Below are 20,170 nucleotides of genomic sequence, written 5' to 3'. Positions count from 1 at the left end.
TATTTTGCGTATTTTTGAATTATAGATCAACTATTTTATGGACAAAGAATTAAAATATGCTGTTTTTGGCGCAGGAAGTTGGGCAACCGCGATTGTGAAAATGCTTTGTGAGAACTTAGATGAAGTAGGTTGGTACATGCGAAGTGTGTATACAAAAGAGCATTTATTAAAGGAACAACACAATCCGAGTTATTTGAGTTCGGTAGAGTTTAATATTGATAAACTAAAACTTAGTAACGATATTAACGAAACTGCCAAGTATGCCGATGTGTTGATTTTTGTCATTCCGTCTGCCTTTGTTTTTTCAGAATTACAAAAACTAACGGTTGATATTTCTGATAAAATCATCGTTTCTGCCGTAAAAGGAATCATTCCTGAATCAGGATTATTGGTTGGGGAACATTTTCATGATATTTACAAAACTCCGTTTGAAAACATTGCCGTTATTGCAGGTCCTTGTCATGCCGAAGAAGTTGCACTCGAACGTTTGTCATATTTGACAATTTCATGTGCCGATCAAGAAAAAGCACAAAAAATTGCTGATGTTTTAGCAAGCGATTATATCAAAACGAAAACAAGTGATGATGTTATTGGAACAGAATATGCCGTGATGTTGAAAAATATCTACGCTATTGCTGCCGGAATTGCACACGGATTGGGTTATGGCGATAATTTCCAAAGTGTGTTAATGAGCAACGCTATTCGCGAAATGAAACGTTTTATCAAGAAAGTGCACAAGATGAAACGGAACATCAATAACTCTGCCTATTTGGGCGATTTACTCGTAACTGGTTATTCGGTATTCTCTCGAAACAGAATGTTCGGAAACATGATTGGAAAAGGCTACACTGTAAAGTCTGCTCAAATGGAAATGAATATGGTTGCTGAAGGTTATTATGCAACGAACAGCGCGTATTTATTGAATCAGAAAAATACTAAGAAGACACAAATGCCAATTATTGATGCTGTCTACGCAATTCTATATCAGAATAAAGATCCTAAGAAAGTTTTTCAGAAGTTAACGGATAAGTTGGATTGATGTTTTCAATTTGAAAATGTTTCAATGTGTTAATTTGAAAATGGAATGATTGTTTTTCTGCAATTATATCCTTTGTAAAGTCTTTTTCAACATATTTGAATCTTTTTGATTGTTCCAAAATAAAAGTAATGTGATTAAATCTTGATCTGGATGCATTCTATAAAATACTGTTGTTTGTTTTGAGATTACTAATGAATGAATATTTTTAGGTGAATATTTTTTTCCTTGAATAATACCACAAGACAAGTTTTCAATAAATCCATTAACAAGAGCGATAAAAGCATTCACTTCTTTAGAAGTCCATTTAGATTCAATAAAATCTAACTCATCAAAATATGAAAATTTAGCATAAGGTGTCCACGAAACTATTATTTTGGACATCTATTATTTGGTGAGATTATATCTTTTTTGCACTTCTTCCATAACTTTATCATGAGACGTAAGTTCACCTCGATCGGCTTGTGCTGCACTTTCTAAAAGTAGTTCTTGAATAGGAGTTGGCAATTCCTGAAAAGAATCTGTATGTTGTAATTTATTTTTTTCAGCAAAATCAAAGACTTCCTTTAAATAAGATATGTTATCAGTATTTAAAAGTTGTATTATTTTATTTTTTAACTCTATTGCTCCCATTATAAAAAGTACTATACTACCAAATATACGTAAATTATCATAAATCATTTATATGAAGATATAAAGTGAAATTGATATTTTAATTTGAAGATGTATTCAAAAACTTGAATGTTTTGAAAGTAAAATACTTCTCGATACAATTTTCTGTCGAAAATCGCTCGAAGTGACGTTATGAATAATTTATAGCGAACTAGTGAGATAAATCCAACAGCGAAGCGATTCCAACAGCGAAGCGATTCCAACAGCGAAGCGATTCCAACAGCGAAGCGATTCCAACAGCGAAGCGATTCCAACAGCGAAGCGATTCCAACAGCGAAGCGATTCCAACAGCGAAGCGATTCCAACAAGTCTATTTCACCAAAATCCCAGTCGTATTCATTAGTGGAATTTCTTGAAACGCATTCTTGTTAATCGTGTTTTTTCTGAAAAGATACTTTTTATCATACATTTTTCCACCTTCAAAAAAGGTAACTCTAAACTCGTTATTTAATGCAAAAACATCTTCTTGCAACCACTCCGCTTTTGCATACGATTTTGCAGGCAATTTTGCCAATTTGTGACGCATTGTTGACGTTTCTCTTTCCGCATCGTATCCGCGCGTAACAATCAATATCATTTCTAAGTCAACATCCTTTTCATTGATGATATACGCGTTCCAATCGTCTGATTTGTAGATTTCATTGTATTCTTCTACAACAGCCATATACAAGCCTTCTACTTGTGGAATTTCAATGTCTTTTTTCATTTTGCGTATTATTTCTGTAAAAAATAAATTCCGTCATTGCGAAACTTTGAAAAAGTTGTGGCAATCTGCTTTTTAAGTAACAGATTACTTCGCTCTAGCTCGTAATAACGCTAGGTTATAATGCCGATTTGAATTGCGCTAAGAAGCGTACATCGTTTTCACTCAACAAACGAATATCACCTATTTGGTGTAATAACATCGCAATACGATCAATTCCAACACCGAACGCAAATCCTGAATATTCTTCTGGGTCAATACCGCAGTTTGTCAACACATTCGGATCTACCATTCCGCAACCACCGATTTCTAACCAACCTGTTCCTTTGGTAATTTTGTGATCGGTTTCTGTTTCCAATCCCCAATACACATCAATTTCTGCGCTTGGTTCTGTAAACGGGAAATACGAAGGACGCAAGCGAATTTTCGACTTTCCAAACATCTCTTTAGTGAAATGTTGCAAGGTTTGTTTTAAGTCTGCAAAGCTTACATCTTTGTCTATATATAATCCTTCTATTTGATGGAAAAAGCAGTGAGAACGTGCCGAAATCACTTCATTGCGATATACTCTTCCTGGAGAAATCGTACGAATTGGCGGTTGGTTGTTTTCCATGTATCGAACTTGCACCGAACTTGTGTGTGTTCGTAATAAAATATCTGGATTTGTTTGAATGAAAAATGTATCCTGCATATCACGTGCTGGATGATATTCTGGAAGATTCAATGCGGTAAAATTGTGCCAATCATCTTCTATTTCTGGTCCTTCAGACACATTAAATCCAATACGCGAAAAGATATCTGTAATTTGATTCTTTACTAATGATATTGGATGACGTGCACCAATTTCAATCGGTTCAGCCGGACGCGTTAAATCACCATAAACACTTTTTTCTTCCACATTGTTTTCCAACACTTCTTTTAAAGCATTTACTTTTTCTTGAGCCGCTTTTTGTAATTGGTTTACAATTTGACCAAACTCTTTCTTTTGTTCATTAGGAACATTCTTAAATTCAGCAAAAAATTCTTTTAGTAATCCTTTTTTACCTAAGTATTTAATTCTGAAGTTTTCAATATCTTCTTTTGCTTTTGTAGTAAACTTTTCTACCTCAGCAATATGTTCCTTGATCTTATCTATCATGACGATCTTCTTAATTTAGCTTGCAAATTTAAACAAAACTAGCTTATACAATGTATTCCTTTTCCAAAAAGTAATTAACGATGGCTTCTTTCATTAAAACAGTTTGCTCTCCCGCTTTTAATGTTGGCAATTCTTCTTTGAATTTGTAATGTGGCCAACCATCATCATCAAAATAGTCAAATTCGTAATAACCATACGGTTCCAACAAACGACAAATAGCAATATGCATGAGGTTTACTTTTTCGTCTTTTTTGAATGTTTTATGGATTTGACCCAATTCTTGCACGCCAATTAAATAGATAATTGCATCCAAGTCTAGTGTGTCGCCTTCTGCAAATTGAAGCGTTAGTTTTTCAACTAATCCATTCCACCGTTCCTTTAATTGTTCGTCTCTTGCCATTATTTCGTTCTTTTTCAGCTGCAAAGGTAATTAACGCGTATTGATATCAGTATATTTCTCAAAAAAACTTAGGTATCTCAATTCTAAACACTAATCAAATACCCTAATTTTTCTTACTAATTTTCATTTTTTTTGCTCGCACAAAGAAAACAGAAACAAAAGAAAGTGCGCTTTTTCCAGAGGTATTTTTAGTTTTCTCAGGAAAACTAAAACCACATCTATTTTCCTAAATTTTCTCCAAGGCTTCAAAAATTTTTAACGGAAAATAGCTGCTATACTGCGGAAAAAGAATGGCTTTCAAACTAAACTCAGTACAAGCTAAAAAGAAAAGGAAGTATCACCTTTTTATTCTAAATAAGCTGTAGGTAAATAAATTTTTATAATAAAGCGCATTGAGCGGAATCGAAATGCAATAAAACACTATCAATAAAAATTCTATATTTGTTAAAACTCGATTTTCATGAACATTATAGATATCATTTTGGGCGGACTTATTCTGTTTGGATTTGTACGCGGATTAATGAAAGGACTTTTTGTAGAAGTTGCTTCGTTAGTCGCTTTGATTGCTGGAGTTTACGGCGCAATTCACTTTTCATATTTTGCAGGCGATTTTTTAAAAGATAGTTTTGAAAGTTGGGACGAGAAATATATTAATTTGACAGCTTTCGCAATTACGTTCGTTGTGATTTTAATTTTAATTACCATGGCTGGAAAGTTATTGACAAAGATTGCCGATTTTGCTTCGTTAGGTATTTTAAATAAACTTTTGGGTGGCGCGTTTGGCGGATTGAAAGTAGCCGTGATGTTAGGTGCTATTTTAGTGTTTTTTGATAGAACGAATAATACGATGGAATTTGTCGCAAAGGAGAAAGTTGAAGAATCTGTATTGTACAAACCTGTGAAAGAAGTTGGCGGTTTTGTGTTTGCATATGTTTTGCAAGAAACAGATCAAACTATAGATGACGAGAAAGATCCTGAAAAAGAACAAAAAGAGCTAGAAAACGATTTGAAAACGATTGAAGAAACTGAAAATTAATTTTATTCTATAATTTATGATTCGAGGATTACTTCTAGTGTTGCTACTTTTTTTAATTGGTTGCAAAAAGGAACAAAAAGTTCAGCTTGTTGATCCAAATACAATTGAACAAGGTCCAATTTTAAATAAAACGCTGACTGATAAGCAAATTGAACAAATTACTTATTTATTTGAAACTTTTAAAGAGGTTGATCCAACTCCGAAAGAAAAATGGATTGAAAATTTTAAAAGAGATTTAAATCCTGATAATGAAATCGCTATATGGATGATGATGGCAAACGCTTATACTAGTTTTTGCAAAGATAAAACCATTTCCTTAGCTACAAAAAACGAAGTTTTCAAGCTTGTACTAATACGATCTAGTCTTCCTGAAAACGAAGTATTACAAGAGATTGATTTATCGTATCTTTCTGAAGATGATGCGAAATCAATTTTAGCAGCCTATACATTAGACGCTAAACCTATTACAATATATAAAGCAAGTGATTTAAAATAAATGCTCAAGCTATGTGTGAAAAATGTGCAAATCCCGAACTAAAACATCTTGCTGATGAAAACGCAATAAAACCGTTTCAGAAAAAGCTAAATACGACTTCTTTGAAAGGGAAAGTTAAACGTGTGAAAACTGCCTAAAAATAACTATTCATGTGCGAACATTGTACGCCACTTACTGTAAATAATTTCTCTTCACAAGAAGATTTTGGAGATTTTAAAGAGATCCTTCAAGCGAAATGTATTGACGGAACTTTTGTACGCGTCATAAATGCAGGCGAAACCCGAAGTGCTTTGTTTGACGAAAATTATCAATGTACATTTTGTGAAACAGATTGGGTTTTGTTTGTTGATGGACGTTCTGAGCACGGTTATTTTTTACCCGCAGAAGGAATTACTGTGCGTGACAATGATCAAACGTATGAATCAAATAGCCGTTTTGAAGCATTTCAACCCAAGAGAAGCAAAAACTGTGGTTGTTGCCTAGGAATGATCTTCTTACTGATTGCGCTGATTATTTACGGATTGTATAGCTTGGTAGCTTTTTTGTTTGATTTGTTGTTTTAGTTGATCACTATTCTTCTAAAAATTACTGCAACTACAGTTTCAATATCTAAAAAATAAACGCTCTTTCGTCAATTATTAGTTAATTGCTGAGATAATTATACGCTCGTTTTTTAAGCATGAAATGTTGAAAATATAAACATTTTAACTAAAAATTAAGTTAAAATGTTACGCTTATACAAAAAAATCAACGCTTATACATTTTATTCTTTGTTTAAAAAAGCATTACGTACTTTTAAATAAGTGCTTCCCATTACATAACTCAAAAGCAGTCTTTAGAAGACCGTTTTACATCATCACTTTAAGTGGATGACAGGGCTATCTATGGAATAATTTTAAACCAAATTATAAATATGAAAACAGATGCATAAACGATGGAAAATGTAAATATATTAACGAGTTATCTAAATCCAAAAAAATATACGGCTACAAGTAATTTTAAAAAAGAATATCATTTAGTTAGGATTGACAGTGATTTTTTAGATGAAAATCAAAATATTTTGTCCGAAAATGTTACTAAAATACTTAGGAACGAACTCCCAATAACGTATGGTTTAAACGGAGGGTTTAGTCTAATAAATATAGAGCACCCACTCGTTGTTACTAGAGATGGAGATAACATTGATTATTATTTCCAAAGAGAGCGAGATGGTATCACTAAGTATTTAAGTTTAGAACATGCATTACTTTTAAATACTAACGAGAGTCATTTTCTCCCATATAATCATTTGACTTTTATTCCTATTGATTTACAGTTTATTCATTATTACCATATTGAAGAACAAAAAATTTATTCCGTAGAAATTGCACTTCCTGAAATTACCCTTTTTGGACATAAGACATTAGATTATAACCCAAAGCATTTAGGCGGACTTACCAGTGGAACGCACGAATTGAATTATAAAAATGCTGCTGGCTATACCAATGTGCCAATAGAAATTATTATTGGAGAACTTTTAATGGAGCAATCTAGGGAAGAGTTTAAAAAACGGATTGTCAATGTGAATTTGTATCTACAAGCAGGAAAAGTCTATTGGTACCCAAAAATTAGAACAGAGCAAGGAAAAATCACTTTATACTACGAGTATCACAAAATACTGAATGATCATTTTGAAATTCCGTTTACTGATGGACGCTTACAACCTGCCATAAAGCTTGTGTTCAATTATATTGAAGGTTTCTTAGCATTTATGCAACTTACCTATTTTACTAATGGTGTATCACTATTAGATCTTTGGGAAGGTTCTGGTTTTCGGAAAAAAGATTTCTTTGCAGACTATGTGGAAATTATTCTTGAATACTTAAAACTCAATGAAGATCATATTTATGGGATTCTTACCATTTTGTATTATGTTCCGACTAATTTCTTTATCAAAGAACAAAAACTATTTAAGCAAAAAGGAACTGACACTACTATATTAGGAGAAGAATTTATTTGGTCATGTATTGACAACGTATTAAAAATCCCTATATCAAATTATGCAACAAATGTAGAAGATATTACGTTGAAATTATTCGAGATTTTAGAATTAATTCAAGCGTATAAAGGCTATAAAGACAAAGAAAAAAACGATCATATACTAAACGAATTACTCAGAAGAAGATTTAAGGGACAAAGTTATTTACTTGCCTTTTACGATAGAATGAACACTAGTAGTTTTGTGAAATATAATTACTTAATTTATAAAATTTGGAGAAACAGTTCATATATCAATCCTGAAAAAAGCATCTATAAAGAGACGACGTATCTTACAAAACTAACGGATATCGAAAAGAAGGATAAACAGAAACCTCCAAGAATGTTAGCGTATGAAACTGATAAAGTAATTGGATTTTACACAAGTGACATTAATACCGAATTTGATGAAAAAGAAAATATTGTATTCACTCCTGATGCAAGTTGGCTTGATGACGGTTTTAGACTTGTGTATGGAAAAGAAAGGGCGAGAGGAATTACAGCATTTATAGAAGGCGACTGGGAAATTACATACCATCCATTGTATCCAATATTTTTACCAAACCCTTCTGATAAAAGTGCTATTCAAGTTCAGAAAGTTTCACCTGCATTATTAATAAAAGCAAGTGAAGACAAAGCATTTTGGAGCAATGTAGGCACAACTGTTTCCTACACATTTGATATCCTTACAACGCTTTCAGGTGTTGGAAACTTAGCAAAGTTCCGACATTTAGCACGAATTGCAGATGCTGCTGGCTATCTAAAAAACGGTATTAAGCTCAAAAACACGTTCTATGTATACAAAGCGGCAAAAGGAACGCTGGCAGCCGTAGAAATATCAAGTGGAACTATTAATATATTATTACGGATAACTGGATTAGATGAAACTCCTTTTGGACAAGCATTAACTAATTTTCTATTTTGGATGGAAATGCTTACTTTGTCTGTAGACCTTACGGATGCTATTTCAGGTGGATTAAAGACAAATGCTAAAATATTATCAACTGTAGAGTCAGATAAATTAAGTAAAATACTTGATGACCTTGTTGCCGCAAAACAAATTGATGAAGCGGATAAAGTTGAGGTGCTTGGTGAACTTCAGAGAATTGCCACAAAAAATAAAAAGGCAAAAAGTATATGGCATGTGAATAGAGATTTCTATACTGGAGAAATTAAAAGCAGTCTTAATTGTGCTAATTGTGCCATTGCCGTTGATAGAATATTAGCAGGCTTCCCCACTTCTGCTGTTCCATACACAATAAGAAAAAGGTGGAAAAATGGAAAATTTATAAATACCGCTTCTTATGATACAGGGACGTACTTAACCGTACTTGAAAAAGAATTTGGGAAAAAATTTATATTGGATATGCCTCCAAAAAAAATACGAGAGACTTTAAAAAATGGACAACGCGGCATTGTATATGGTAAGGTTAATGGAAGAAGTATAGGGCATGTTTTTAATGCTGTTAATGATAATGGTGTTATTAAATTTTTAGATGGCCAAACTGGGAAAAAAGCAAATTTAATATATGATACATATCAATTTTTACCAACAAATTTTTAAAATTAAAAAATAATGAACACTAAAGAACAAGCGCAAACAATAATGCAAGAATATATAGATTTTATAATCAAAGATGTTTTGTGGAATGAAGAAGAAGAAATTGATATTATAATATATGAAGATGCAACTGAAGAATTTGATTTTGGTTGGGTTTTTTGTTATGATGTAAGAGACCCTGACAAAGAATCGCCGCTTATTGGTAACGGCCCTGTAATTGTGGAGCGAGATACGCTAGATACATATAAGATGCATACAGCGTATTCTTATGAAGATAATGTTAAAATGTATCTCAAAGATAAAATGAAACTTGGAAAACTAGAAAAAGATGATGATGGTTTTTGGGATATTGTGAATTTCAGATCATATAATGATTGATAAAAAATTAACAGCATAGTTAGTTTACAAATCATAAAATTAACACGCATTAGGGATTGGTCTACGAAATATAACTTTAAAAAAATAACTATGGATATTAATAAGGTTCTAGAAGAAAAGTTTAAAAAACAATTAGAATATTTGGAGAGCCTTTCTACAGAAGAGAGAAATGAAATTAAAAATAAAGAATTAAGTTTGTCTTATAAAATTAAAGAATTATTAGACAAAAAAGGAATTGCTATTTCAGATATTGACACCTCTTTTCATAAAAATTTCAAAACAAAAGATGATGAAATAATTGATGCGTTCAATACTGTTTATACCTCTTCTATTACACAAAGAGCTAATTCTATTACAACTAATGCAGAAACAATGGAAATGCTATATGTTAGAATTGGTGTCATGAAGTTTTACAGTATAAAAGATTTTTTTGACCTAGAACAATGAAAATAACTAATAATATTGTTGTCATACTTAATAATAAACTATGAAACCAAAAATTCAAAAACTACTAACAGATATGATTGACAACTTTGATTATAGAGTAGTGGTAAAACCTGATAATTGTTTAATAAGAGCTCAAAAAGAAATAGGAATAAGAATGGCTAATAGTCGAGTATTGAATCTATTTGGCTGGATCAATCCAAGAAATCATAATCTTCCAGATTTTAACCCCAATAAGTATGTAATTTACGAAAGGGAGTTCATGTCGAAGGAAGGTTTTGAAAGGGCATCTAGAGAATTTAAACTGGTATTTGAAAAAATACCAGAGCTAAACTATATTTTCAAATTAAAGGAAGAACATGTAGAATTTAATGCGTCATTGAGTAAAAATGATATTGAAGAAATTTATGAATTTGTTAAAACAAACTACAATGTCCCTATAAGGGATTTTCAAAGGAGAACTAGGTAGCTAGACAGAAAACACTTTAAAATTACGTAATACTATATTTCAAAAGATCAAATGAAACTTGGAAAACTAAAAAAAGATGAAGATGGTTTTTGGGATATTGTAAATTTTAAATAGTGTGAAAAACTCATACAAAACCCGCTAAACTCTCAAAGCTTAGCGGGTTTTATAATTTTATAATTCGTTTTTCTCACTAAACCACATCTTCTACATTCGCTTTAATCCATTGCAAACACTTTTCAAAGGACTTATAGCAATCTTCTTCCGGAATTAAATCAGGAATGATATCAATACGTTCCATCATGTATTTTGGCTGTTTTGGAATGTTGACAAACAATACTTTTCGTCCCGCACTTTTTAAATCGATCAGAATATCTTCCAACGCATACAATCCTGATTGATCAATATATTGCATTCTTCCCATACGAATAATGACCGTACGCGCCGTATCTGGCAATTGTTTGGCTAACGCCTGAATCTCACTTGTAGAACCAAAGAATAAAGGTCCTTTGATATGTTTGATGAATACTTCTTCTTTTAAATTCTCAGGAAAATCCATTTCATCGTCCCACGCTTCTTCACGCAAGGTTTTTATATCTGAACCTTTGGCAGTAATGTCTCCAATCTTTTTCATGAACATCAACGAAGCGATTACCAATCCGATTCCTACGGCATAAATTAAATCCCAAAAAGTAGACAATCCAAGAACGATCAACATAATAAGTACTTCTGAACTTAATTTAAATTTGAAATTCCCTATACCTATTTTCATGTCTTTTGGCAAACTTGGAATTGCTCGCAATCCTTTGTAATCCATCACACCAATACCAACTGTAATTAAAATTCCGGCTAATACCGCAGCAGGAATTCTAGATGCAACTGGTCCTAAAGCCAATAGAATTATTAATAACAATATACCAGCAATCATTCCAGAAAGCTTCGTTTTTCCTCCAGAATTGATATTTACAACCGTACGAATCGTTGCTCCAGCACCTGGAATTCCTCCAAATATGGCAGCAATAGAATTTCCAATTCCCTGTCCCACCAATTCTTTGTTCGGTTGGTGTTTTGTTTTGGTCATATTATCCGCCACAACACTTGTCAATAAAGAGTCAATCGCTCCTAATAACGCCAAGGTCAATGCGGTAAATACATAAGGCGTAATACCTCCCAAACTAAATCCTGTAAATATTTCCATGTTTGGCATTGGGAAATCTCCCGTGATCTTTTCAATTGGTTTATAGTCCAATCCAAAACCAACGGCAATTCCCGACATGACGACGAGTGCCACCAAGGTACTTGGGACGACTTTTGTAATCCGCTTGAAACCATAAATAATCAAGATGGTTCCGAGTGCCAATATGAGTTCTAACCACTTAATGTTTTTGAGTGCGCGCGGTAATATTTTCACAGCACCAATAACACCTGAAGCATTGTTTTTGGCTAATGTTTTTGATTCTTTTGAAATATCATCTTCCGTGATTTTTTCTCCACGCTTAATGGTTTCTTCAAAATTTTCCAATACAAGAATTCCTTCTTCCTGTTCTTCTTTTAGAATGTTTTCCAGAATTACTTCTTCTGCTTGTGCTCTAAATTGATTCACATATTCCACATCTTCTTTTGGATAATATCCGATAGAAGGTAAGATTTGCGTGATGAGAATGATGACACCAATTGCCGTCATAAAACCAGAAACCACAGGATACGGAATGTATTTGATATAGGTTCCTAACTTCAATGCTCCTAAACCAACTTGAAACAAACCAGCCAATAAGAAAACGGTTAAAATTGCGGGCAATGCTTTGTCAATATCGCCTTCGTTTGCAGCTACAATTCCCGCAATAACCACCATACTTACGGCAGTCATTGGTGCGGTTGGTCCAGAAATTTGTGTATTGGTTCCGCCAAATAAAGCGGCAAAGAATCCAATAAAAATGGCTCCGTACAATCCTGCACTTGGTCCTAATCCTGAGGAAACTCCGAAAGCTAAAGCTAAAGGTAGCGCAACGATTCCCGCTGTAATTCCTCCAAAAGCGTCACCTTTAATATTCGAAAATAATTTTTTCATCTGTTGGTTTGAGTTGTAATATATGTATGAAAAACATACATTTTGAGTTGTTATGGGATATTTTTAATGCCTAAAAGTTAGCAAAAAAATTATAATTCGTTTACGTCCTCTGCAATAATCCAACCGACTTTTCCATCGATGAGTTGAATTTTTTTCCAGTTATCTACAGTATCTAATACCTGAACCTTAGTTCCTTCATGCAATACAAAAACTTCATCGCTTCGTAAGTTTGGTTCAGATTTTACGGCTGTTTCCGTTGCATATATAATTGCAGGACGATCTTTTTGTGCTCTTCCATATTGTTGGTATGCAATTGCAACAGTTCCCAAAATAAAAAGAAATGCAATAAAACTGACTATAAAATAGATTCTTTTTTTTAAGCTTCGATATGCAAATTGATACAACAGGAATGAAATTACGCATAAAAATCCACAAATAACAGCAATCCACGCCCATTGATTATAGGTAAATGTTCCCGTGATGTTTCCGACAAATTTAGAAAGTTGTGTTTTTGGCAACGGTTCTATAGCATCAATCGTCATGTTTCTGGCAAACGCCAAATTATTCAAAATATCTTTATCATTCGGCGAAAGCTGCAACGCTTTTTCAAAGTAATAAACACTTGGCCCTATTTCATTGCTTTTATAATACGCATTTCCAAGATTGTAATAAATCGCTGCGGAATGATTTCCTGTTTCCAAAATTGATTTGTATTGTGGAATGGCTTCTTGATAGTTTCCTTCGTTATACGCTTTGTTTGCCGCTTCAAATAACGCTGTATTATCTTGTCCAAATGCTAGTGTACAACTAGAAATGAACACGAGAAGCAAATATGTGATCTTGATTTTCATTTCTTTCTACTTAATTTGTTTGTCAATTTGCGAAATGGTTTGCACCGATTTTTCGTAATCTTTCGTAATTGTTCCATCTGTTGCTGGCGTATAGCGTGCAAATTCGCAACTTTCTAACAACCCAATGAAATCGGTTACTGTTTCAGGTTTTACGCTGCGTTCTCCCAATAATTGACTGATTTTTTCTTTGCTAAATTCAGATGTTTCTATGCTGAGTTTTGCACGTAAATAATTGTGCAATGCGCGTTCTAACACTTCATAAAAAGCTTCTTTGTCGCCTAATTTTTTCTTGGCTTCTGATAGATATTTCTTCGCTAAGCGATTTGCCAAACGTGTTTTACTTCCTTGAATATCATTGTCAAACGCACGCTTTTTTCTTCTGACCATCAAAATAATTGGAATGAAGAAGAATGGCCCAAATAACAATCCGTAGAACAAGTTCGATTTGAAGAAATTTTCAGTTTCAATTGCGGTTAAATTAGCATCTGTTTTTAAGAATCTAAATTGTGAACCATTGGTTGTAATTGCTTGTTTTTGTGTGTTGGTTTGATTGTCAGTATTGGTTGAAGCCATTGTGTTTACTGGACCTTCAATAACATTGATTACAATTTCTTCGGAAGTTAAGGTTTTGTATTTTTTTTCTTTTGGATCAAAATACGAGAATGAAATGCTTGGAATTGGATATTTTCCTTTGTATTGTGGAACTACCGTATAGCTGTCTGAAATTTTCCCTTGCATTCCGCTTAAGCGCGTAGATACACGTTCTGTAAATTCAGGATCGTATACTTCTAATGAACTTGGAAGATTAAGTTTTGGTAATTGAAATAATTTTAAGTTTCCTTTTCCTGATACTTCTACTTTTGCTTGAAGCGACTCAGTAGCATCTAATGATGTTTTGCTTGTAGTTACTTCAAAGTCAAAATCTCCAACGGCGCCTGAAAAACCTGCTGGTTTTCCAGCTTCTGGCAATGCTTTTACTTTAATGGTTCTTTGAGAAGATGATAAGGTTTTATGAACGGTTTCATAACGACTTCCAAATACATCTCTACGTTGCGATCGGACAGAAACTTGTACATCTATAGAAAATGGCTCTATAACTTGATTGCCTGTTTTTTGCGGATATAACACAAATCGTTTTAATATAACAAACGAATACTGTTCGCCTTTGTAAGTCCCGCTTTGCGCTTTGAGTCGGGTTTCAATATTTTGGCTCCAAAAGTTATTGAATGTTGGTTTTCCAAGTTCTCTGTAATCATTAACATTGATCCCTGGTTTTACATACAATTTGTACGAAACGGTTACTGGTTCGTTTAAATACGGGTTTCCATTCGTAATTTCGGTTACTAAATGCAATCCTTCCGAAACCGTATACTCTGTATTGTTTCCGTCTTTCGGTTTGTTCACAGCTTTGATCACCTGAACCGTTACGGGCAATGTTTTATAAACTTTTCCGTCAATTTCAACTTTAGCTTGCTTGATGGTAAATTTTCCTTCTGCCGTTGGTTGTAAGAAATACGTATATGTTTTTGAAAACGAACGTTGTCCATTGTTCCAAACGTGATTCATAGATTGTATCGGTCCTGCAGCTATGCGGAATCCTGTGAATTTTGGCGCTGTAAAATTATCGCCATCTCTGTCCATTTCAAAGTCTACACGCAAACGCTCATTCACGCCAAGCTTCTTTTTACTTACTTTGGTTTCAAAAGTAACCTGCGCAGTGACTACGCTTGCAAATAGCAAGAAAATGATGGTGGATATGTATGCTTTTATTTTCATGTATTCTGACGACTTTTTTGTCGTTTTTTATTTTTTGTTTGAATAATTACCAGTCTTTTTCAGCTTTTACTTTAATGCCTTTTCCTTTTTTCTCGTTGAGTTTGTCTTGTGTTTTCTTTTCCGCATTGTTCATCGCTTGTAACAAACTTTTTACTTGTTGTGGCGACAACTGATTTGGCTTTGGCTTCTGCTGCTGTTTGTTTTGATCGTCTTTTTGATCCGATTTGTTTTGATCTTTTTTATCGTCTTGTTTATTTTTTTCTTTCTCTTTATCGCCTTCGCCGTCTTTATCTTTATCGTCTTTTCCGCCTTTATCTTTCTCCTTGTCTCCTTCGTCTTCGTTTTTATCCTTGTCTTTATTATCTTGATCTTTTTTGTCCTGCTCTTTGTCTTCTTCCTTCTTGTCCTTGTCCTTTTTGTCTTTGTCGTCTTCTTTCGGAGGATTTTTCTCTAGCATGTCTTTGGCCAACGCCAAATTGTAGCGTGTTTCATCGTCCGTTGGATTGTTGCGAAGCGCTCTTTTATAAGATTCAACCGCTTTTGCGTATTCTTTATTTTTCATAAAGATATTCCCCATATTATGAAATGCACTATGTTTTTCCGCTTTTGTCAACGCAACTTCAGAAGCTTGCTTGTATCGATTGAACGCTTCTTCATAGCTTTCATTTTCGTAATACGCATTTCCTAAGTTATACCTTGCTGTTACGTTTTCGCCATCTTTAGAAATTGCTTTCCTGTATTCAGCTTCTGCGTCTGCAAAACTATTTTCTTGCAATGCTTTATTTGCTTTGTATGTGTAATTGTTTGATTCTTTTTTAATCTGTTCAGCTTCCTTATTTTGGGCAAACGCCACAGAAACTGTCAGCAATAAAATTAGAATGTTTTTTATATTTTTCATGCTCCTTTTTCATTAAATAAATTCAACTTTTGCAACCATGCTGTTTTTCGTTCTAATAGAAATACATCTAAGAGTAATAAGAAGATTGCCAAACCAAGAAACCATTGAAATTGATCTTGATATTCCGAGAATTTTTTCGCTTCAAATTCTGTTTTATCCATCACACTTAATTGATTTTTGATGAATTCCACCGCTTCTTCCGTGACAGTTCCGTCGATATATTCACCGTTTCCTTCCGAAGCAATATCCTTTAAGGTTTTTTCATTCAGTCGGGTAATGACAACTTCACCTTGTAAATCGCGTTTATATGATTCGGTTACGCCTCTTCTTTTGATTGGAATTCGTCCGCCTTTTGGTGTTCCAACTCCAATTGTATAGGTTTTTATGCCTTCTTTCGTAGCTTCTTCCGCTAGTTTTCCTGCGCCACCTGTATGATCTTCTCCATCAGAAATAATAACCAAAACTCTATTGGTTTGTTCCACATCATCATAGTACGTTTTTGCCAAACGAATGGCATCATCAATGGCAGTTCCTTGCGAAGACAACATGTCTGTATTTAGGTTTGATAAAAACATTTTTGCTGCCGAAAAATCGGTTGTAATTGGCAATTGTGGTACAGCTCTTCCCGCATACGCGATGATTCCAATACGGTCACTTCCCAAATTATTGATAATTTCAGAAACAATCCGTTTTGCTTTGTCCAATCGGCTTGGTGAAATATCTTCTGCCAACATACTTTTAGAGACATCAACTGCAAATACAATATCAACACCTTCACGTTTTACCGTCTCCAATTTTGTGCCAATTTTAGGATTTACCAATGCTACAACTAAAGAAGCGATTGCCAAACACCAAATAGTCAATTTCAAAATAGGTTTGAAAATTGATTTTTCAGGACTTAACCGTTCTAACAATTGTTTATCAGCAAATTTACGCTGTGCACTTCGTTTCCAGAGTTGCAAGAGCATAAATACCAATACCGCAATTGGGATGATGATTAGTAAATAAAAATATTTTTTTTCTTCTAGCATATTATTTTCGCATCAATTGATTCGCAAAGTTTGTAATGCTTTGCTGCACTTCTTGTGTTATTTTTTTATGTTCAATCCATGTATGGATGTGTCCTATATATTCCATTCCAAGATACGCTGCACTTTCTACAAAAGGCATTTCAAAACCTTGTTTTATTTCGCTATCTGAGCCACAACTCACTACGCCCATTGTTTTTTGCCTCAATCGTCTTCCAACTTCTTTTTCTTCAAATAAAAAGTCAGATATTCTATCAAAAAACACTTTCATCATACCGCTCATAGTATACCAATAAATTGGTGTGGCAAACACAAAAGTTTCATAATTTTCAGTTAAATTTTTAAACAGTGCATTGAAATCATCTTCATTTTTTAAATCGTATTCAAAATGATTTATTTGATATTGTTTTAAATCAACCAAATCAAAACCTGTTTGTTGCTGAAGTTCGGAAACAATTGTATGTGTATTTCCATAACTTCTTGAACTGCCTAATATGATTACACCTTTTGCCTTCATTATTTTAGATAAAACTTCTAAATAGTGTTTTACGCAATAGTATTTCTATCAATAATAAGATGCCCGCAAATAGTACAAATATTCTGAATTTCTCATCATAGTTTGTATATCGGAACTCTTCTATTTCTGTTTTTTCTAACTTATTGATTTCTTCATAGATTTCCGCCAGTTTTTTGCTGTTGGTAGCTCTAAAGTATTTTCCGCCTGTCGTTTTTGCAATTTGTTTCAACAAGTCTTCATCAATCTTCACTTCCATATTCATAAATCGAATGGTTCCATCAGGATTTAGCGATACAGGAGTAGATGCCATTCCGTTGGTTCCAATACCAATTGTATAGGTTTTTACTCCATATTCTACGGCTAATTCAGAAGCAATTTGCGGTTCAATAAATCCTGTATTATTGACTCCATCTGTCAATAAAATAATGACTTTACTTTTGGCTTTGCTATCTTTTAAACGGTTAACCGCCGTAGCCAATCCCATACCAATTGCGGTTCCACCTTCTAGTTCGCCATATTTGTATTTAATATCTTTCAACGCATTTTGAATGATGTTTTTATCTGTTGTAATTGGTGTTTTGGTAAAACTTTCTCCTGCATATACAACCAATCCAATTCGATCGCTTGGTCGTCCGTCAATGAATTCGGCAGCTACTCTTTTTAGTGCAATTAATCGGTTTGGTTTTAAATCTTTCGATAACATACTCGCCGAAACGTCAATTGCCATCACAATATCAATTCCTTTGTTGGTTTTGATACGTGTAGAAACTTCTTTGATCTGCGGACGCGCCAATGCTATAATTAATGCGGCTACGGCTAACATTCGCAACGCAAATAGTATAGGCTTCAATTTTGGTAATATGCTTGGTGTAGCTTTGAAACCTTGCAAACTTGACATTTTTACGGATGCCAATTGTTTTGGTTTTTTCCAAATATACCAAGCGATTGCTATTGGAATAAACAACAGCAACCAGAAAAATTGTGGATGGGCAAAATTGTAATTTTCTAACATCATTTTGGTTCTTCTATTTGCGCTAATGAGTTCATAACTCTATCCAATACTTTTTCAGCTTCTTCATCTTTTACTGTGTATGCAAAACGCAGCACTTGTATGCCAACGCCTTCTTGAAAAATGTATACTTCGTAGGCTCTTTTTTGTGAAGTTCCTAACGGATTTTCTACATCATTGAAGACAGCACTTCCATACATTTTTAATCCTTTGATTCCACGTGGCGATTCGTATTCATCATATTTTACGACAATATGTTTTGCGCCAGATTCTTCCATCTGTCGCAAAATCTTCTCTGAGATTTTATCTGCTGTAATGTCTGTTTTTTCTTTGAATGTCACTGTTTCCAGATTGATCGTAAATGGTGCTAAGTAACTGTTGTACTGAAACATTTGCGAATCAAATTGTGACGCAATACTGTCTGGGACTTTTATAGGTGAAATACGTTTCAATACTTTTGGTGTTGAAATGGTAAAGCCTGAAGCTCCATATTCACTAATAACCCATTCGCTATCGATTAAATCGTCCATAGAATGACCGATATACGTGTTTTCTTTTACATACGATAAGGTTGCATAGCCAATCAATCCGCCAAATACAATGATCATTGCCACAATTCCGATAGCAGCATTTCTAAAACGTCGTTTTTTACGTTGTTCTTCGAGCAATCGCAATTTGTATTCTTCGTCTTTTCGTAATTCTTCTTCTGAGATTTCCGGAATTGCTTCTTTGGTTTCCACAACAATGTGTTCTACCAAATTACGATCGGCTTGCACAACAGCATCATCAGGTTTTGATTTTGCAAATTTTACCAAATCGGCAGTTTGCAATACGTTTTTCAGATTTCGGATGGTTTCATCTTTTAAATCTAAATACCCTGCATCTTTTTGTGCTTCTATTTTACGAATGAGTTCTTCCGTAGTACTTTCTAAAGCATCAATTCGAACTTCTTCTTCTATATATTGACGTACAATATTGGTCAATTCGGAATAGTAATCTTTGTATTCTGATTTTAGTAATAACGTAGAATTATCAAGCTCATTTAATTGTAGTAAAGCTCTATCATACGGTGGAATTTCTGCTTCTTTTTTCTTTTTCTTTTTTGCCTTCAACTGAAATACAAAGTAGTAAAAGTATGCTCCAAATGCTGCTAACAATCCTAAAACAATCAACAAATACTTCCACCAATTGCTGCTTCCTTTTGGTACGGAAACGAGCGATTTTATTTCAAACATTTTCTGCTTCAACGTATCGACAGGAACATCTGCCACAGCAATACGAATAGAATCTGTAAAGAAAGGCTTTTCGTTGATGAGTATTTTTTGCTTCGGAATGAAATACACGCCAGAATCAAATTGCGTGAGTCCGTATTTTTTGATCAAATTGTACTTCGCATCTTTCTTTATGGTATCTGCTTTGTACGATTCTAATAATTCCAACGGTATAAATAAAGTATCGCCTTCTGGAAATACAACACTTGCCGTAGAATCTGCTTCCACCAAAATGGACAATTTTATTTCTTCTCCAATTTTTATTTGTGTAGAATCTACAACTGCCGCCACTTTTTGTGCGTGCATGTTGAGACTCAAAAGAAACGTACAAACGAAAAGGATCATCTTCGTCTGCTTGAGCGAAAATAATGCTTTGTGTATTTGTAATGTATAATTCTTCATTCGT

Annotated in this window: 21 protein-coding genes; 8 read left to right on the top strand and 13 right to left on the bottom strand. The window is 33.8% G+C overall.

Annotation, left to right across the window (positions count from 1 at the left end; genetic code table 11):
- Positions 1 to 37: 37 nt before the first annotated feature.
- On the top strand, positions 38 to 1,039 hold the full coding sequence (locus H2O64_RS05900) for an NAD(P)H-dependent glycerol-3-phosphate dehydrogenase (protein ID WP_187561244.1): 1,002 nt from the start codon (positions 38 to 40) through the stop codon (positions 1,037 to 1,039).
- Between the two features lie 63 nt (positions 1,040 to 1,102).
- Here the strand turns inward: H2O64_RS05900 and H2O64_RS05895 are convergent, their stop codons facing one another.
- The 5 genes from H2O64_RS05895 to H2O64_RS05875 form a co-directional block, all read right to left on the bottom strand.
- Positions 1,103 to 1,420: a hypothetical protein gene (locus H2O64_RS05895; protein ID WP_187561243.1), complete on the bottom strand. Its 318-nt coding sequence runs from the start codon at positions 1,418 to 1,420 to the stop codon at positions 1,103 to 1,105.
- A 3-nt stretch (positions 1,421 to 1,423) separates the two neighbouring features.
- Positions 1,424 to 1,669, bottom strand: a complete 246-nt coding sequence (locus tag H2O64_RS05890) for a hypothetical protein (protein WP_187561242.1) — start codon at positions 1,667 to 1,669, stop codon at positions 1,424 to 1,426.
- Between the two features lie 349 nt (positions 1,670 to 2,018).
- Positions 2,019 to 2,414, bottom strand: a complete 396-nt coding sequence (locus H2O64_RS05885; protein ID WP_187561241.1) for a hypothetical protein — start codon at positions 2,412 to 2,414, stop codon at positions 2,019 to 2,021.
- A 115-nt stretch (positions 2,415 to 2,529) separates the two neighbouring features.
- Entirely contained in the window at positions 2,530 to 3,549 is a 1,020-nt protein-coding gene (pheS, locus tag H2O64_RS05880; protein ID WP_187561240.1) for a phenylalanine--tRNA ligase subunit alpha, read from the bottom strand.
- 43 nt (positions 3,550 to 3,592) lie between these two features.
- The gene (locus H2O64_RS05875; RefSeq protein WP_187561239.1) at positions 3,593 to 3,949 is read right to left on the bottom strand and encodes a hypothetical protein; all 357 of its coding nucleotides are present in this window, start codon (positions 3,947 to 3,949) and stop codon (positions 3,593 to 3,595) included.
- Positions 3,950 to 4,409: 460 nt separating this feature from the next.
- Between H2O64_RS05875 and H2O64_RS05870 the strand changes: the two genes are divergently transcribed.
- From H2O64_RS05870 to H2O64_RS05840, 7 genes are all read left to right on the top strand, one after another.
- Positions 4,410 to 4,985 carry a CvpA family protein gene (locus H2O64_RS05870; RefSeq protein ID WP_187561238.1) on the top strand — a complete coding sequence of 192 codons (576 nt, stop codon included), beginning with the start codon at positions 4,410 to 4,412 and terminating at the stop codon, positions 4,983 to 4,985.
- Positions 4,986 to 5,001: 16 nt separating this feature from the next.
- Positions 5,002 to 5,481 (top strand): hypothetical protein, encoded by a 480-nt coding sequence (locus H2O64_RS05865; RefSeq protein ID WP_187561237.1) that lies wholly within the window; start codon positions 5,002 to 5,004, stop codon positions 5,479 to 5,481.
- A 149-nt stretch (positions 5,482 to 5,630) separates the two neighbouring features.
- Positions 5,631 to 6,044, top strand: a complete 414-nt coding sequence (locus tag H2O64_RS05860; protein ID WP_187561236.1) for a hypothetical protein — start codon at positions 5,631 to 5,633, stop codon at positions 6,042 to 6,044.
- Between the two features lie 371 nt (positions 6,045 to 6,415).
- Positions 6,416 to 9,061, top strand: coding sequence for a toxin glutamine deamidase domain-containing protein (locus H2O64_RS05855; RefSeq protein ID WP_187561235.1), 2,646 nt, complete (start codon positions 6,416 to 6,418; stop codon positions 9,059 to 9,061).
- A 12-nt stretch (positions 9,062 to 9,073) separates the two neighbouring features.
- On the top strand, positions 9,074 to 9,436 hold the full coding sequence (locus H2O64_RS05850) for a hypothetical protein (protein ID WP_187561234.1): 363 nt from the start codon (positions 9,074 to 9,076) through the stop codon (positions 9,434 to 9,436).
- A gap of 90 nt (positions 9,437 to 9,526) precedes the next feature.
- Positions 9,527 to 9,883: a hypothetical protein gene (locus H2O64_RS05845; protein ID WP_187561233.1), complete on the top strand. Its 357-nt coding sequence runs from the start codon at positions 9,527 to 9,529 to the stop codon at positions 9,881 to 9,883.
- A 40-nt stretch (positions 9,884 to 9,923) separates the two neighbouring features.
- Positions 9,924 to 10,349: a hypothetical protein gene (locus H2O64_RS05840; RefSeq protein WP_187561232.1), complete on the top strand. Its 426-nt coding sequence runs from the start codon at positions 9,924 to 9,926 to the stop codon at positions 10,347 to 10,349.
- 190 nt (positions 10,350 to 10,539) lie between these two features.
- On the opposite strand, the gene H2O64_RS05835 is transcribed toward H2O64_RS05840, so the two are convergent.
- The 8 genes from H2O64_RS05835 to H2O64_RS05800 form a co-directional block, all read right to left on the bottom strand.
- Positions 10,540 to 12,414 carry a SulP family inorganic anion transporter gene (locus H2O64_RS05835; protein ID WP_187561231.1) on the bottom strand — a complete coding sequence of 625 codons (1,875 nt, stop codon included), beginning with the start codon at positions 12,412 to 12,414 and terminating at the stop codon, positions 10,540 to 10,542.
- A gap of 89 nt (positions 12,415 to 12,503) precedes the next feature.
- Entirely contained in the window at positions 12,504 to 13,265 is a 762-nt protein-coding gene (locus H2O64_RS05830; RefSeq protein ID WP_187561230.1) for a tetratricopeptide repeat protein, read from the bottom strand.
- A 6-nt stretch (positions 13,266 to 13,271) separates the two neighbouring features.
- The gene (locus tag H2O64_RS05825) at positions 13,272 to 15,041 is read right to left on the bottom strand and encodes a BatD family protein (RefSeq protein WP_187561229.1); all 1,770 of its coding nucleotides are present in this window, start codon (positions 15,039 to 15,041) and stop codon (positions 13,272 to 13,274) included.
- 46 nt (positions 15,042 to 15,087) lie between these two features.
- The gene (locus H2O64_RS05820; RefSeq protein WP_187561228.1) at positions 15,088 to 15,939 is read right to left on the bottom strand and encodes a tetratricopeptide repeat protein; all 852 of its coding nucleotides are present in this window, start codon (positions 15,937 to 15,939) and stop codon (positions 15,088 to 15,090) included.
- Positions 15,936 to 16,970, bottom strand: coding sequence for a vWA domain-containing protein (locus tag H2O64_RS05815; RefSeq protein ID WP_187561227.1), 1,035 nt, complete (start codon positions 16,968 to 16,970; stop codon positions 15,936 to 15,938). Before H2O64_RS05815 ends, H2O64_RS05820 begins: the two co-directional genes overlap by 4 nt.
- 1 nt (position 16,971) lies before the next feature.
- Positions 16,972 to 17,484, bottom strand: coding sequence for a flavodoxin family protein (locus H2O64_RS05810; RefSeq protein WP_187561226.1), 513 nt, complete (start codon positions 17,482 to 17,484; stop codon positions 16,972 to 16,974).
- A gap of 4 nt (positions 17,485 to 17,488) precedes the next feature.
- Positions 17,489 to 18,496: a vWA domain-containing protein gene (locus tag H2O64_RS05805; RefSeq protein WP_187561534.1), complete on the bottom strand. Its 1,008-nt coding sequence runs from the start codon at positions 18,494 to 18,496 to the stop codon at positions 17,489 to 17,491.
- Complete coding sequence (locus H2O64_RS05800; RefSeq protein ID WP_187561225.1) at positions 18,496 to 20,166, bottom strand: hypothetical protein; 1,671 nt, start codon at positions 20,164 to 20,166, stop codon at positions 18,496 to 18,498. Before H2O64_RS05800 ends, H2O64_RS05805 begins: the two co-directional genes overlap by 1 nt.
- Positions 20,167 to 20,170: the final 4 nt, after the last annotated feature.

This window comes from Kordia aestuariivivens (assembly GCF_014397005.1).
Taxonomy (GTDB): domain Bacteria; phylum Bacteroidota; class Bacteroidia; order Flavobacteriales; family Flavobacteriaceae; genus Kordia; species Kordia aestuariivivens.
Note: the sequence above shows the minus strand (reverse complement) of the source record. Positions and strands in the feature narration are given on the sequence as shown.

Bases quoted from the DNA above. Each gene is read 5' to 3' on its own strand.
- H2O64_RS05900 (WP_187561244.1), top strand. From the start codon at position 38: ATGGACAAAGAATTAAAATATGCTGTTTTTGGCGCAGGAAGTTGGGCA.
- H2O64_RS05895 (WP_187561243.1), bottom strand. From the start codon at position 1,420: ATGTCCAAAATAATAGTTTCGTGGACACCTTATGCTAAATTTTCATAT.
- H2O64_RS05890 (WP_187561242.1), bottom strand. From the start codon at position 1,669: ATGGGAGCAATAGAGTTAAAAAATAAAATAATACAACTTTTAAATACT.
- H2O64_RS05885 (WP_187561241.1), bottom strand. From the start codon at position 2,414: ATGAAAAAAGACATTGAAATTCCACAAGTAGAAGGCTTGTATATGGCT.
- pheS (WP_187561240.1), bottom strand. From the start codon at position 3,549: ATGATAGATAAGATCAAGGAACATATTGCTGAGGTAGAAAAGTTTACT.
- H2O64_RS05875 (WP_187561239.1), bottom strand. From the start codon at position 3,949: ATGGCAAGAGACGAACAATTAAAGGAACGGTGGAATGGATTAGTTGAA.
- H2O64_RS05870 (WP_187561238.1), top strand. From the start codon at position 4,410: ATGAACATTATAGATATCATTTTGGGCGGACTTATTCTGTTTGGATTT.
- H2O64_RS05865 (WP_187561237.1), top strand. From the start codon at position 5,002: ATGATTCGAGGATTACTTCTAGTGTTGCTACTTTTTTTAATTGGTTGC.
- H2O64_RS05860 (WP_187561236.1), top strand. From the start codon at position 5,631: ATGTGCGAACATTGTACGCCACTTACTGTAAATAATTTCTCTTCACAA.
- H2O64_RS05855 (WP_187561235.1), top strand. From the start codon at position 6,416: ATGGAAAATGTAAATATATTAACGAGTTATCTAAATCCAAAAAAATAT.
- H2O64_RS05850 (WP_187561234.1), top strand. From the start codon at position 9,074: ATGAACACTAAAGAACAAGCGCAAACAATAATGCAAGAATATATAGAT.
- H2O64_RS05845 (WP_187561233.1), top strand. From the start codon at position 9,527: ATGGATATTAATAAGGTTCTAGAAGAAAAGTTTAAAAAACAATTAGAA.
- H2O64_RS05840 (WP_187561232.1), top strand. From the start codon at position 9,924: ATGAAACCAAAAATTCAAAAACTACTAACAGATATGATTGACAACTTT.
- H2O64_RS05835 (WP_187561231.1), bottom strand. From the start codon at position 12,414: ATGAAAAAATTATTTTCGAATATTAAAGGTGACGCTTTTGGAGGAATT.
- H2O64_RS05830 (WP_187561230.1), bottom strand. From the start codon at position 13,265: ATGAAAATCAAGATCACATATTTGCTTCTCGTGTTCATTTCTAGTTGT.
- H2O64_RS05825 (WP_187561229.1), bottom strand. From the start codon at position 15,041: ATGAAAATAAAAGCATACATATCCACCATCATTTTCTTGCTATTTGCA.
- H2O64_RS05820 (WP_187561228.1), bottom strand. From the start codon at position 15,939: ATGAAAAATATAAAAAACATTCTAATTTTATTGCTGACAGTTTCTGTG.
- H2O64_RS05815 (WP_187561227.1), bottom strand. From the start codon at position 16,970: ATGCTAGAAGAAAAAAAATATTTTTATTTACTAATCATCATCCCAATT.
- H2O64_RS05810 (WP_187561226.1), bottom strand. From the start codon at position 17,484: ATGAAGGCAAAAGGTGTAATCATATTAGGCAGTTCAAGAAGTTATGGA.
- H2O64_RS05805 (WP_187561534.1), bottom strand. From the start codon at position 18,496: ATGTTAGAAAATTACAATTTTGCCCATCCACAATTTTTCTGGTTGCTG.
- H2O64_RS05800 (WP_187561225.1), bottom strand. From the start codon at position 20,166: ATGAAGAATTATACATTACAAATACACAAAGCATTATTTTCGCTCAAG.